The sequence below is a fragment of the Natronincola ferrireducens genome (assembly GCF_900100845.1).
Lineage (GTDB): Bacteria > Bacillota > Clostridia > Peptostreptococcales > Natronincolaceae > Natronincola_B > Natronincola_B ferrireducens.
Map to the genome: position 1 here is coordinate 167,857 of NZ_FNFP01000005.1, position 14,598 is coordinate 182,454.

13 protein-coding genes are annotated in these 14,598 nt (G+C 35.2%); all 13 read left to right on the top strand.

Annotation, left to right across the window (positions count from 1 at the left end; translation table 11 throughout):
- The first annotated feature begins 34 nt into the window (after nt 1–34).
- The 13 genes from alr (at nt 35) to BLS22_RS15690 (ending at nt 14,473) form a co-directional block, all read left to right on the top strand.
- Nucleotides 35–1,204 carry an alanine racemase gene (alr, locus tag BLS22_RS11425; protein ID WP_330386514.1) on the top strand — a complete coding sequence of 390 codons (1,170 nt, stop codon included), beginning with the start codon at nt 35–37 and terminating at the stop codon, nt 1,202–1,204.
- A 159-nt stretch (nt 1,205–1,363) separates the two neighbouring features.
- A complete protein-coding gene (locus tag BLS22_RS11430; protein WP_090553892.1) occupies nt 1,364–1,639 on the top strand; it encodes a CopG family ribbon-helix-helix protein in 276 nt (91 codons plus the stop codon).
- Nucleotides 1,632–1,991 (top strand): type II toxin-antitoxin system PemK/MazF family toxin, encoded by a 360-nt coding sequence (locus BLS22_RS11435; protein WP_456298989.1) that lies wholly within the window; start codon nt 1,632–1,634, stop codon nt 1,989–1,991. The genes BLS22_RS11430 and BLS22_RS11435 overlap by 8 nt, the downstream gene beginning before the upstream one ends.
- Nucleotides 1,992–2,155: 164 nt before the next feature.
- Nucleotides 2,156–2,662, top strand: coding sequence for a hypothetical protein (locus BLS22_RS11440; protein WP_090553894.1), 507 nt, complete (start codon nt 2,156–2,158; stop codon nt 2,660–2,662).
- A 108-nt stretch (nt 2,663–2,770) separates the two neighbouring features.
- Nucleotides 2,771–3,835 carry an acyltransferase gene (locus tag BLS22_RS11445; RefSeq protein ID WP_176762153.1) on the top strand — a complete coding sequence of 355 codons (1,065 nt, stop codon included), beginning with the start codon at nt 2,771–2,773 and terminating at the stop codon, nt 3,833–3,835.
- A gap of 135 nt (nt 3,836–3,970) precedes the next feature.
- Nucleotides 3,971–6,151 carry a DUF5693 family protein gene (locus tag BLS22_RS11450; protein ID WP_090553896.1) on the top strand — a complete coding sequence of 727 codons (2,181 nt, stop codon included), beginning with the start codon at nt 3,971–3,973 and terminating at the stop codon, nt 6,149–6,151.
- 73 nt (nt 6,152–6,224) lie between these two features.
- Nucleotides 6,225–7,322, top strand: a complete 1,098-nt coding sequence (gene csaB / locus BLS22_RS11455) for a polysaccharide pyruvyl transferase CsaB (RefSeq protein ID WP_090553897.1) — start codon at nt 6,225–6,227, stop codon at nt 7,320–7,322.
- Complete coding sequence (locus BLS22_RS11460) at nt 7,319–8,044, top strand: WecB/TagA/CpsF family glycosyltransferase (protein ID WP_090553898.1); 726 nt, start codon at nt 7,319–7,321, stop codon at nt 8,042–8,044. The genes csaB and BLS22_RS11460 overlap by 4 nt, the downstream gene beginning before the upstream one ends.
- A gap of 18 nt (nt 8,045–8,062) precedes the next feature.
- Nucleotides 8,063–8,929 carry a YitT family protein gene (locus BLS22_RS11465; protein ID WP_090553899.1) on the top strand — a complete coding sequence of 289 codons (867 nt, stop codon included), beginning with the start codon at nt 8,063–8,065 and terminating at the stop codon, nt 8,927–8,929.
- A gap of 20 nt (nt 8,930–8,949) precedes the next feature.
- On the top strand, nt 8,950–9,774 hold the full coding sequence (locus BLS22_RS11470; protein WP_090553911.1) for a transketolase: 825 nt from the start codon (nt 8,950–8,952) through the stop codon (nt 9,772–9,774).
- Entirely contained in the window at nt 9,767–10,708 is a 942-nt protein-coding gene (locus tag BLS22_RS11475) for a transketolase family protein (protein ID WP_090553900.1), read from the top strand. Before BLS22_RS11470 ends, BLS22_RS11475 begins: the two co-directional genes overlap by 8 nt.
- A gap of 125 nt (nt 10,709–10,833) precedes the next feature.
- Complete coding sequence (locus BLS22_RS11480; protein WP_090553901.1) at nt 10,834–11,307, top strand: protease complex subunit PrcB family protein; 474 nt, start codon at nt 10,834–10,836, stop codon at nt 11,305–11,307.
- Between the two features lie 361 nt (nt 11,308–11,668).
- Nucleotides 11,669–14,473 (top strand): phosphodiester glycosidase family protein, encoded by a 2,805-nt coding sequence (locus BLS22_RS15690; RefSeq protein WP_090553902.1) that lies wholly within the window; start codon nt 11,669–11,671, stop codon nt 14,471–14,473.
- Nucleotides 14,474–14,598: the final 125 nt, after the last annotated feature.

Below are 14,598 nucleotides of genomic sequence, written 5' to 3' on the forward strand. Positions count from 1 at the left end.
GCAAAGAGAATTTTCAATGGGGGGATCAAGAGTGGTGACAAAAGATAAAATAAGGCCTGTTTGGGTAGAGATTAACTTAGATCATTTAAAACACAATATTCAAGAGGTAAGAAGGGTAGTAAAAAAAGATGCTTTAGTATGTGCTGTTATTAAAGCAGATGGATATGGTCATGGTGCAGCAACTATTGCAAAGACCCTGCTGGAAAACGGAGCAGATAGATTAGCTGTAGCCACGTTGTCGGAAGCTATAGAACTACGAAAGGCAGGATACGATGTACCCTTAATGATCTTAGGATATACTGCTGAAGGCCAAGGAGAGGATGTATTGGATTATAATATTATCCAAACCCTATATTCCTATGAACAGGCCTATTACTTTTCACAGCTGGCGGTAGAAAAGGACAAGGAAATGATAATTCATATTAAAGTGGATAGTGGTATGTCTAGACTAGGATTACAAGTAGATGAAGCTTCTATAGAAGAAATCAAAAAAATATTTAGGTTACCCAATATTAAGGTAGAAGGGATTTTTACTCATTTCGCAGTTGCTGATGAAAAGGATAAAACCTTTACCTATAATCAGTTTCACCAGTTTATGTGGTTAGTGGATGCTTTAGAAAAAGATGGATATACTATTCCTATCAAACATGTATCCAATAGTGCAGCTATTATTGATTTACCAGAAATGAATTTAGATATGGTTAGAGCAGGAATTATGTTATATGGTTTATATCCTTCTGACGAGGTAAATAGGGAGGCCGTTGCTTTACAGCAGGTAATGGAGCTAAAGGCAAAGATATCCCATGTTAAAACCTTGCAAGAGGGTAGAGGTGTAAGCTATGGCTTAAAATATAGGATTCAGGATGAGAGAAAAATCATAACCCTACCAATAGGCTATGCCGATGGATTTACTAGAATGTTAACAAATAAAGCAGAGGTTATTGTAAAGGAGAAAAAAATCCCTATAGTAGGAAGAATTTGCATGGATCAATGTATGGCCGATGCTACAGGGTTAGATGTTCATAGGGGAGACGAAGTAATCATCTTCAGTAGTAATCCTAATAGTGGTAATAGTATCGATGATGTAGCCAACAAATTAGGAACTATTAATTATGAAATTGTATGTATGGTAGGGAAAAGAGTACCACGGGTGTACGTGGAAAATAATAACTTTGTAAACTTTAGAGACAATTTGTTAAAATAATATAGCATGATTTTTTGCAGGGTTGCATAATTTTTTAGTAACATTGACACACTTATAGTAAATCATATATAATGAGTTATATAAAAGAGTATATATATTCTAGGTGAAATGTATATACTGCCACTAAATATATTTAGTTATAGGTCCTGGAGGTGCAAGATGGCTGATTCTAAAAGAATAATGATAAGTCTTCCTGAAAGTCTTCTTAAAGAAGTGGATTTTATAGTTTCAATGGAACAAACTAATCGAAGTGAGTTTGTTCGTGAAGCCATGAAGCTATTTATTAGGGAAAAGAATAAAATTAAACTGAGAGAAAAAATGAAAAAGGGGTATCAAGAAATGGCCTCTATCAATTTGGCGTTAGCAGAAGCGGGACTAAGCCTAGATATCTCCTCCTTAGAAAATTATGAGGCTGAAATAGCGGAGTGTGAGTAATTTGGTAGTTAAAAGAGGCGATATATATTATGCAGATTTAAGTCCAGTTATAGGGTCTGAACAGGGGGGAGTTAGACCTGTTTTAATTGTGCAAAACGATATAGGCAATCGATATAGCCCTACTGTTATTGTGACAGCCATAACTTCTCAGATTAATAAAGCCAAACTCCCCACCCATGTGGAGATTGTAGCCTCAGAATATGGACTAACAAAGGACTCTGTTATTTTGTTGGAACAGGTTAGAACAATTGATAAAAGAAGACTTGAGGAAAAAATTGGTCATTTAGATGAAGAAATGATGATGAAGGTAAATGAAGCGTTGCTAATTAGCTTGGGATTAGTGGACTTTTAAAGGCTTAAGGTGGGGACTTTAAGTCTTTTTTCACGCCTTCCTTTTTAAAAATGCAAAGAAGGGATCTTTACTTTTATCTTTCATAAAAATTATATCTATAGTATAATAAATAGAAAAGTTAATGGGAAAAATTATACACACCAACAACAAGGGAGATGAAGAAGATGGCTAAATTTAAAAAATCATCATTATTTACGATTGTAATTGTTCTTGGGGTTTTAGTAGTTATTGGACAAGTTGTTTATGCCAGTAATAAAGAGCCTGGATCTATGGAAGATCCCATTGTTACACGGTCCTATGTAGAACAAAGAATAGAACAGTTAAAGTTTTACATAGATGAAAAGCTCTCATCATCCCAACCTTCACAGCCCCAACCACCAGTTGTTGAACCTTCAAAGGGAAACAAGTTAGATATTGTATATTTGAAGACTGGTGAAATTTTGATTGCTGATGAAGGTACAGAAATTATTTTGAGAAGAGGAAGGGCTGTAGTCGTTGATAGTCCAAGTGGTGGTATTGTCAATGTAACAATTGGTGGAGATATTAAAAAGAATGAGACTATTATGCCCAACCATTTACACATTGTACCTAGAAGTGATGGTAGAGGTGTAAAGGCATTAGGAGATGATGTAATCCTAATGATTAGGGGTTCCTATAGGATAGAAAAATAAAGGGCTGTATTTATTAGTTACTTTTTAGGCTTCCCGGATAGAATTAAGGAAGTCTTTTTTCTAGCTTTAAGTACTATTGAAATCTATTAAGAAGTGGTGGTGATGGTAGTGAAAAAAAACATTGATGAAGCAGGAATTACAAGGGCTATAGCCTGTTTAGCAGTGGTAATGGTGCATATTTCAGCAATACCAGTAGCTACTTTGCAACCTAATAGTATCCACATGATCTTCTTTTCCCTATTAAATCGAGGTTTGAAATTTACGACGCCTACTTTTATTTTTTTAAGTGGTTTAACTTTGTTTTATAGCTACAAGGATAGAAGTTTTAACTACTATAGTTTTTTAAAGAAGAGACTGTCTACAACGATAATACCATATCTTATATGGAGCTTTATATATTATAGATACTTTATTTATGAAGGCTATTATATTTTTTCATGGTCCTTTCTTTTTGAAAATCTTTTATTGGCAAATATGAGCTATCATTTATACTTTATTTTAACGATCATACAGTTTTATCTTTTGTTTGGTATATTTTTATATGTATTTAAGAAATTTTCACCTTTGGCTGTTTTAATGGTTCTATGTAGCATTAGCATTTTCACCTTAAGGTATATTCATATTCCCTATGGAGATAGATTTTTTATGCGCTATGTATTTTTCTTTGGTTTAGGATGCTATACAGCTATTTATATAGATATCATTAGAGAAAAGCTATTGCAATATAAGCTATTCTTTATAGCAGCTTATATTGGAGCAACCAGTTATTATGGCTATCAATTTTATCAATATTATGGATTGAAGAAACCAGTAAATGTATTTTTAGTAGAACTAACATGGTTTGGATTTGCTATTACTGCTATTTTCTTTTATTTTCTTTTATCCAATTATATAGTAAAGAGTTCTAATCAATGGATCTATAAAGGATTAAAGAAAATAACTGCATGCTCCTATTACGTTTATTTAAGTCACCCATTAGTATTGTTTTTATCAGAAAAGTTTCTGACCAACCGAGGGGTAATTTCCATTACTGGAAGGTTTGTTTTAAATGTTCTAATTGTTTATGGTGGGACTCTACCTTTAGCAATTCTTTATAGCTCTATGAAGGATAGGCTCAAGGAGTACAATAGGAGAAGAAGGGCAAAAGAAGTTACTTTACACAGTAGGGTATAAATAATATCCTAATAAAAGACTCTTTGATTTTAAGTTTTCTAGAATAAAACCGGAGTTACCAATAAGGCAAATTTGTTTAAAGCTTTTTATGAAAACAGATTAAAGAAGAAAAATATATTTGATGAGGTGCGATTTATGAAGAAAAACGCTTTGCTAATGGCTATATTAATGATTAGTGTTTTTGTACTAGGTGTAACCCTCAATACTAGAATTGCTGTTGAAGCCAACAATAAGGCTGTAGATGTGGTATTAGATTATCCTGAATTTCGAGATATGGCTAAACAATCTGATGAAACCCTATCTTGGTGGTTTGAAAAGTTTGCAGGGTTAGGGGTTGAGTATGTTGGTTTGCAAGAAGAAACCTTAGAATCTCTTTTGCTGGAAAATAAACAACTGGAGGTTTTAATGGGCTGGCAGCTGTTACAAGAAGCAGATTGGCGGGAAAAATATCCTTCTGAAGTAGCAGTCTATGTAGACAATAAAGAAGTAAGTGAGTTTGATGTTTTTGTTGCAACAAAGTCAAAGGAGGTATTTGATTTTATTCGCCATGGTTTCACCAGTCGATATGCATCAGAGAAACTTGAAATCCTATCCCAAGAGGAATACTACGCCATCCTGCTGAAGGGAACCATGAGAGATGCTCTGTATAGAAATAACTATACCCTTGTAGATATGGACTTAAAGCTCTCTTCACCCAGACATAAGCCCCATTCATCTAAGCTTATGCAGGTAGGCTTAGGTTTTGATAGGGAAAAAATAAATACCATTCAACAAAGCGGATTAAAGGTGTTGGCAAGACCCTATACCTATAGAGAATGGATGTCAGAGGAATACCTAAAAGTAACTTTTGAAGATCTGGAAGCATATGATATGAAGCCCCCAGTATTTATCTTCAGTGGTGGTGAAGTGCTGGGATATCCTGTAGCAGATGATATGCTGACCAGATATATGATAGAAAATGATATAAAGGCAGGCTTGATTGAAACCTCTGTTCAAAGAAGTCACATAAATCTAGATGGGATAGATTTATTGGTGAGAAGCTTAAATTATAATGCTGTTAGAGTCTTCTCCGTATGGCCCTATATCCAGCAAAGGTTTGGATATTATAATTATGAAGCTGCAGAGGAAATTGAGAACACCTTATACAGAGCAGTAACTGAGAGGAACATAAGATTCATTTATTTTAAACCCTTTAAAGTAGATCAGCTAAGCACAAGGTATAACCAATTTATTTATATAACAGATTATAACGCCTATGAAGAGATGTTTCATCGATTTGAAAATAGGATTGCTGACCACGGCATGATTCTAGGAAGAAGTAGTAGTTTAGAACCTATTAGGGTTAGAATAGCAAAACAAACCTTAATGGGCTGGGGAATTGTTGCTGCTGGAGTCCTTCTATTAAATTATTTATTAAAGTTAAATAACAAAATAAAATATGGTTTATTAGCAGCAGGACTTCTTTTTGTACCGGCAGGCTTTGTTGTTAGACCTATGCTAATGGATAAAGTGATGGCAATGGGGGCAGCAATCATCTTTCCATCCCTTGGAATGGTATATTTTTGTAATAGATGCTTTCAATATATTTATAGAGAGCCTAAAGAAGAGAGATTATATAAACAAATTCTCTATGCAGTTAAAGATTTAGTCGTTATATCAGCTATTTCCCTACTGGGAGGTTTATTTGTAGCTGGAATCTTGTCCCATATTGAATATTTATTAGAAATGGATATCTTTAGGGGTGTAAAAATAAGTCAGCTTATTCCAATGGTCCTATTTATAGGGGTCTATATAGCTTATTTTGGATATAAAAGAAAAATTCATTATAATCATCAGCCAGTACTAAGTTATAGGGACATAAAAACCTTTTTATTAGAGGATATAAAAATTATTTATGTTCTTTTAGGTGTTATTGTTTTAGGGGTAGGTTACGTTTATTTAGCTAGAACAGGCCATGAAACAAACATTCAAGCTTCAACTATGGAATTAATTATAAGAAACATCCTGGAAGAAAATCTATTAGCTAGACCAAGGACAAAAGAATTTTTAATTGCTTTTCCTATATTAATGCTGGGTATTTATCTAGCAAAAAATAAAATTAAGTCCTTTGTTTTCCTATTGGGACTGGTTGCGGTCATAGGACAAACTTCTATTGTCAATACCTTTAGTCACTTAAGAACCCCTGTATACCTATCTTTTATAAGAACCCTGTATGCACTGTTAATTGGTATAATAATGGGGATATTATACATTCTTGTCTTTGAAGCAGGAAAAAGGCTGTTTTTAAAAATCCGGGACATAAAAATACTACAGTAGGTTAACCATATATGGTTTTGTAAATTCAACTTACATTTTTGTTGAAGGAAAAAGGCTGGAGAGGAAGAAACAAATGAGGAATATATTTTTATTTGGCTATTATGGGTTTGACAATACAGGTGATGAAGCAATATTAGAAGCAATTATAGAACAAATAAGAAAAGCAAAGCCTGATGCTAGATTAACAGCCCTCAGCTACAATGCAAAGGATACGGAAAAAAAACATAAAATTTCTGCTGTTAGTAGAAATCATTTCAAGGATGTAATAAAAGCCATCAAAGAAGCTGATGTAGTGATTAGTGGGGGCGGCTCTATTTTACAGGATGTAACCAGCAGTAGATCTTTGCTTTATTATTTAGCCATCATTTTTGCAGCAAAACAGATGGGGAAAAAAGTAATGTTTTATGGAAATGGCTTTGGACCCATTAAAAGGTATGTAAATAAAAAATTTGTACAATATATTATTAATCAAGTAGATGCTATAACCGTTAGAGATTATCAATCAAAGGAATTTATGCAATATTTAGGAGTAAAAAAAGATATCATTGTAACTGCCGATGTTGCACTGGGTTTAGAAGCAATAAGTGAAGATAAAATTCGTGAGATTGTTCTAAAAGAGGAAATGGATTTAGATAAGAAGTGGATAGGAATCTCAGCAAGGGATTGGAAAGGTCAGAAAAATTACAAAGAAACAATTGCACAAACCGCAGATTATTTGATGGGTAGGAATTATGAAGTTGTCTTTATTCCAATGCAGTTTCCTAGTGATGTTCATACTTCTATAGAAATTGCTGGCATGATGAAAAATCAGCCCAAAATAATTACACAAAAATATACCCCTAGAGAAATTATAGGACTATTAAGTAAGCTAAATCTTTTGATAGGGATGCGACTTCACTCCCTCATCTTTTCTGCTATCGCTGAAGTGCCTATGGTGGGTTTGGAGTATGATACCAAGATTAAAAATTTTCTAAAGCTGGTGAATCAAAAAAATGGAGGCGATGTGGAAAATTTAGATATGATTCATTTATGGGCTACCATTGATGCTGTTTTAGAACATCGAGAAGACTACATTCAACAGTTAAAGGAAGCAAAAAAAAATTTATACAAAAAAACAGAAGCAAATGTGGAGGTTTTTAAAAGGTTTATAGAAGAGGGAGAAAACAAATGAGAAATCAAGTTAAGATATTAGATGTACCTATTGACGCTACCACACAGGGGGAGGCATTAAACCAACTAAAGTTATTTTTAGAAGGGAACACTTTAAAAAAAGTATATACGCCCAACCCAGAAATTGTAATGGTAGCACAGGAGGATCAAGAGCTTTTACGAATTCTACAGGAGGCTGATTTGGTTCTTCCTGATGGTATTGGATTAATCATTGCCTCTAAAATGAAAGGATTAGGTTTAAAGGAGCGGGTTACAGGTGTAGACACAATGGATAGGCTTTTGAGCTATTGTGGCGCAAAGGGAAAGTCTATTTATTTTTTAGGAAGTAAACCTGGAGTTGCTGAAATTGCTTCTAAAAATATTGAGGAGAAATATAGAGGCATTAAGATTGCAGGATTTCATCATGGATATTTTAAAGAAGAAGATGAACCTGAAATTGTTGAGGATATTAACGGGTCTGGGGCTGATGTTCTTTTTGTCTGTTTAGGGGCTCCAAAACAAGAAAAGTGGATTGATAAACATAAAGAAAAATTAAACTGCAGGTTAGCTATGGGGGTGGGAGGTAGTATAGATGTTTATGCTGGAACAGTCAAAAGAGCTCCCCTAGTTTTTCAGAAGGTTGGGTTAGAATGGTTTTATAGATTGGTGAAGGAGCCTTGGAGGATAAAAAGAATGGCAGCTTTGCCTAAGTTTTTAATTCGAGTAGTTTTTAAGCAGTTGTAGTTTTTGGAGGGATTTTACTTGAGCAGCAAAAAACATAATGTTATTATAGAATATGTAGGAATTACCCTGGGATGTGCCTTAATGGCAATTAGCCTTAATTTTTTTTTAAAGCCCAACACTATTGCTCCGGGAGGGGTAACCGGGTTGGCCATTGTCATTGAAGAATTAGCAGGAATACCCATTGATGTTACAAACCTTGCTATCAATATTCCTCTTTTTATAGGAGGGTTAATGGTATTAGGTAAGGCATTTGGCATAAAAACTTTCTATGCTATTGTGATGCTATCGGCATTTATTCGTTTATTTCTAATTTATTTTGGAGAAGGAGCGATGATTACCCATGATATACTGTTAGCTACCATTTATGGGGGAGTGCTTTTAGGGGTTGGATTAGGGGCAGTTTTTCGATTTGGTGGTACAACAGGAGGTACAGATTTAGCTGGAGCAATTTTAAACAGATTTTTTCCTAATATCAGTACTGCTAAGCTGATGATGATGCTGGACTTAGTAGTTGTGGCAATAGCTGGATTGGTACAGAGAAATATAGAAACCTCCCTGTATTCAATTATTGCACTATATATTATCGTAAAGCTAGCAGATTTTATTGTGGAGGATTTAAGTTATGCTAAAGCCTTCTATATTATTTCTAAGGATTCAGAGGAAATTGGCCAAAGAATTATGCAGGAAATAGGTAGAGGAGTAACGGCGTTGGAGGGCAGGGGTCTTTATACTGGAAACAAAAAAGAAGTTTTGTTATGTGTAGTAAATCGTGTACAAGTGGCAAAACTAAAGAAAGTTGTTTATGAAGTTGATGAAAAAGCCTTTATAATGGTAACTACTATCCATGAAGTAGTAGGAGAAGGCTTTAAAGAGGTAAAAAAGTAGAGGAGGGAAAGAATTTGCATATTGATTATGAGTTGTTAGAGTTAAAAGCCAACAGTATAAGAAAGCATATTATAGAGATGCTTTATGAAGCAGAATCCGGCCATCCAGGAGGTTCTTTGTCGGCAGCGGATATTTTAACAGTTTTATATTTCCATGAAATGAAGGTGGATGTTAAAAATCCTAAATGGGAAGAAAGAGATCGATTTGTTTTATCTAAGGGTCATGCTGCTCCTGTATTATATGCTGCCTTAGCAGAAAAAGGTTTTTTTCCTAAGGAAGAGTTATATGGTTTAAGAAAATTAAATGCTATGCTTCAGGGTCATCCTGATATGAAGGGTACTCCAGGAATAGAAATGTCTACAGGCTCCCTGGGCCAAGGCTTTTCTGCTTCATGCGGAATGGCGATAGGTGGCAAGATGGATAATAAAGATTATCGTGTTTATACTCTTTTAGGTGATGGAGAGCTACAAGAGGGAATTGTTTGGGAAGCTACTATGGCAGCAGCCCATTATAAACTAGACAATTTAACAGCCTTTTTAGATTTTAATAAGCTCCAAATTGATGGTCTAAATTCAGAAGTAATGGGTGTAGAACCTGTTGCTGACAAGTTCAAGGCTTTTGGATGGCATGTTGTGGAAATAAATGGTCATTCCTTTGGTGAAATTATAGCTGCCCTTGAAGAAGCTAAAAATATAAAAGGAAAGCCAACTATGATTATTGCCCATACCATTAAAGGCAAGGGTGTTTCCTTTATGGAAAATTCAGTGGATTGGCATGGTAATGCTCCAAAGGCAGAAGATAAAGAAAAAGCATTAAAGGAGCTGGGAGGTGAAGCTAATGAGTAAAAAAATAGCCACAAGAGAAGCCTATGGTGAAGCTTTAATAGAGGTGGGTAAGAAAAATCCTAAAGTAGTGGTTTTGGATGCAGATCTATCTAAATCCACAAAAACCGCAGGATTTGGCAAGCATTTCCCAGAACGTTTTTTTAATATGGGTATTGCTGAACAAAATATGGTTGGTACAGCAGCGGGTTTGGCGACAACAGGAAAAATTCCTTTTGCCAGTACATTTGCTATGTTTGCTACAGGAAGGGCCTTTGAGATTATTCGTAACTCTATTGGCTATCCGAATTTAAATGTAAAGATATGTGCAACCCATGCTGGATTAACCGTAGGTGAAGATGGGGCATCCCATCAAGCCTTAGAAGATATCGCTTGTATGAGGGTGATACCTAATATGACGGTAATTGTTCCTGCTGACGCTGTGGAAGCCAAGGCAGCTATTCATGCTATAAGTGAAGTAGAAGGACCCGTCTACGTTAGACTGGGAAGAGCTGGAGTTCCTATTATTAATGATGAAAATAACTATCAGTTTGAAATTGGTAAAGGGGTCCTATTAAAAGATGGTAAGGATGTAACGATTGTTGCCACTGGCATTATGGTAACCGAAGCACTAGCTGCTAGTGAAGAACTGGAAGCCAAAGGATTGTCTGTGAGGGTAATCAATATACATACAATTAAACCAATAGATGAAACCATTATTACAAAGGCTGCTAAAGAAACTGGAGCTATTGTAACAGTAGAGGAACATAATGTTATTGGAGGCTTGGGCTCAGCGGTAGCAGAGGTAATAGGAGAAAATCATCCTGTGCCACTAAAGAGAATTGGTACTCAAGATACCTTTGGAGAATCCGGTAAGCCTCAAGAACTCCTTGAAAAATATGGCCTAACAAAAGATCACATCCTAGAGGCAGTATTAGATATAATCAAGAAGAAATAGCGATGTTTTTCATCGCTATTTCTTTTGGACTTTTTGACTTGTCCTGTTGAATAAAACTTATTTTCCCCGAATACACATAGTTATATAGACTGCCTATCATTATGGCGGCAATAAGGAGGGAAAATATGAGAAGTAAATTTAGATTTCCAAAATTACCTAAGATAAACTGGAAATTATTTATTACCATTATTATAATTATCATACTAGTAGTAGTGGCAATAAGATTGGTTCCTAAGTTCATGTCAAGGGGTGATCAAGAGGTGGGCTATCAGGTATTAGAAGAGAGTCAAGTTCCTGTCAAAATACAAGAGATATTACCTAGATACAAAATGCTGGAAAGAGCATTGGCGGCTAAGGTAGATGAAGAAATCTATGTTATCGTCACTAGGGGAGAAAAACTGACAGGAGGCTATGGGGTAGATATAGAAAAGATACAGCTATTAAAGGAGGAAGAAGGACCTAAGCTAGTGATCCATGCACTATTTAAAGATCCTAATCCAGATGACTTAGTACCCCAGGTTATCACCTATCCCTATATTGTAGTTAAAACCAATTTAACAGAACTGCCACAAAAAATTGATTTACAAGTACATTATTAAGAGAGCGGGATAAATCCTGCTCTCTTTTCAGTTTATAGAAATTTATAAATTATCCACATTGCACATAGTTTTCAAATATAGATTAGGTTGTAGAAAGAAATTTTTTTTGGAAATAAAAGATTCTTCCCTATGGTCAATGACAATCTAAGTTATTTGGTATAATTCATGGCTTTTTCAACAATGTAAAGAAGGATGTTATTGCTAATTTTAAAACAAGTTGATTACATAACTTTACAGAATTGTAATGTATCTGTAATTGTATTCTAATATTGGTAGTATATAATAAAATTAGCATTAGTGGATAAATTTACTAATTACTTAAAGGAATTTTAGGTTTTAATCATTAGGAGGAGATATACATATGAAAAAATTAAGAAAGGCATTATCAACAATAGGGATCGTTACGGTTGTTTTTTCCAGTACTATTTCTAGTGCTTTTGCTGTAGATACTATTGTTTACGAAAAGTTAAATAAAGAAGTTCTTGCCACTGGAGTAAACTACAAACATATTGTAAGATTTGACAAGGACGGATGGCTAAATGCCAATGTTGTCTATGTGGATCTAGGAAACCAAGAAGTTGAATTGGATTTACTCCAAAGCTCTAAGGGGGTTTCCACAAAAGAAACATTATCCACCATGGTAAAGGAAAAAGATAATGTAGTAGCTGCAATTAATGGAGATTTCTTTTATTTAACCAATCCAGATTCCCCTTTAGGGGCTATGGTTAAGGACGGAGAGGTTATCAGCAGTCCTATATTTGTTCATGATTTTGCCACCCTATTTATTAATCAAAGCGATAAAGCCTTTGCTGATTATTGGAAGTATGAAATTCATGTAACAACCGACAAGGGTAAACGGGTGCCTATCACCACCATTAATAAATATACCCATGAGTACCAAGCTATTATGTTGATTGATAAAAATTGGGGCAATCAAACACCAGGCTATAATCCAAAACATTATGATATGGTAGAAGTAATTGTTGTTGAAGATGAAGTAGTAGAGGTTAGGAGAAAGCAACCCTCCACCAGCATCCCTGAAAATGGATATGTATTATTAGCTTCTCAAGGGAATGCAAAGCTACTGTACGATAACTTCAAAGTAGGAGATGGAGTAACAGTACATACAAATATAGCACAAAACAACTTAGATGATATCAAACTGGCTTTAGGTGGAGGAACTTTATTAGTAAAAAATGGGCAGGCAGTAGCTACCTTTACACAAAATGTAGGAGGTAACCATCCTAGAACGGCTGTTGGCATTACAAAAGATAGAAAGCAGTTGATCTTAGTAACAATAGATGGAAGACATAACTCCTTTAAAGGGATGGATGGAAGACGTTTAGCCAGCCTTATGTTAGAATTAGGCAGCTCTGAAGCTATTTTAATGGATGGTGGAGGATCTACCACTATGATTACTAGAGGATTAGGAGATTTTAACCCTCAAGTTACTAATCACCCTTCAGAAGGTGTTGAGAGAAGGATTATCAATGGTTTAGCCGTTGTGAATCAGGCTCCTATTACTGAGTTACAAGGAATCAAGGCTGAGATAAATGAGGATCGTAGCTTTGTGGGGGTTTCTAGAGATATTACCGTAAAAGCCTTTGATAAAAACTATAATCCCCTCGTGGTGGATGCTGGAAATCTAAAGTTTAGTCTTAAAAAAGGAGAAGGAGATTTTCAAGGAACTAAATTTGTTCCTAAAAAATCCGGACTTACTATTATAGAAGTAGACTATTTAGGAAAAAAGACAGAGGTTGAACTAAGGGTGTTGGAGGAATTAGCTCTTTTAAAGGTCACACCTGAACAACTCCAATTAACCTATGGGCAAAGTATCACCCCAAAACTTGTAGGTGTGGACAAAAAAGGATATAGCACTACTATCAATGCAAATGACGTTGTGTGGAAGGATGAAGGGAACCTAGGAACCTTTAAAAATGGAGTTTATACAGCTGGCAGTAAAGACGGCAGTACTACTTTAATAGCTACCTTTGGAGGGAAAACAGCAGAGATTCCTGTTGCTATTGGTTACAATAAAACTTCCCTAGGAGGTTTAGGAAACTATAATCATAAGTTTACTGGGTATCCAACAGATTTAGTAAAAGGTAGGGTTACGCTGGATGCCAATGGAAGAGTAGGGGATAAAGCCTTAAGATTGGAATACGACTTTACTCAGACGGAAGCTACCAGGGCTGCATACATTGAATTTGGAAAGGGAGACATTGTATTGCCAAATAGAACGATGAAGCTTGGTGTATGGGTCCATGCCTTTGAAAATACTTCAGGGTGGATAAGAGGACATATCAAGGATGCGGCAGGAACAAGACATACAATTGATTTTAAAAATGGAATTGATTGGACGGGATGGAAGTACCTAGAGGCAAGTATTCCTCAAAATATTCCAGCTCCCATTGAAGTAGAGAGAATTTATGTAGTAGAGACAAATGGAAATAACAAAACCCAGGGTAAACTTCTATTTGATGAATTAGAAGCTATCCATGGTGCAGCCACCAATGGAGGGGTGCAAAGGGAGACCTTGAAGGACGGCCTAAATACACCTTATGTACAAAAAGGCACACAATTCTTTGTCCATAGTGGTGTTACCTTTGCAGATAAAGGAAACCCTATTAATCAAACAGTGACCAATAGATTACAGGAAACCATTAATAAAAATTATGAACTGTCTATTTTCACCAGTGGCGTTGATGGAGGTATTGTAAATGGATTAAAGAAACCCTATGTTGTTGCATCTTCAGGATATGCTGCAAAGGAAGAAGGAGATAATTTAATTCTTTACCTAGACAACAGAGGGGGAGGATTAAGACAAAGGAATTTTGAACAATGGCCTTGGCTAATGAAGCAACTAAATAATACAAGCAAGAAAAATGTATTTATTGTTCTTCCTAGACCAGTTTTTGAGACAAGTGGATTTGCCGACGCAATGGAAGCCAATTTGTTGAAGGAAACCTTAACCAAGACAGCTGAAAATAACAAAAACGTATTTGTTCTCTATGGAGGCAATAGTGGACCAAAGGTAGATTTAATAGAAGGGGTTAGGTACATAGGAACCGGAAATTATAGTAGCACTACTGGTAGGGGATCCCACTATATTGAATTTAATATAGTAGACAATCAAGTTACCTATCAAATTAAACCATTGTTTTAATGGGAGCATATGGGAGGATATGTAAATAGAACTGAGGATATCAGTTCTATTTTTTTGTAAACCCTGTTAACACTTGTTTATTCCATATAATCAAATTTTTAAAAAAATTGCTTGTATGTTATAAT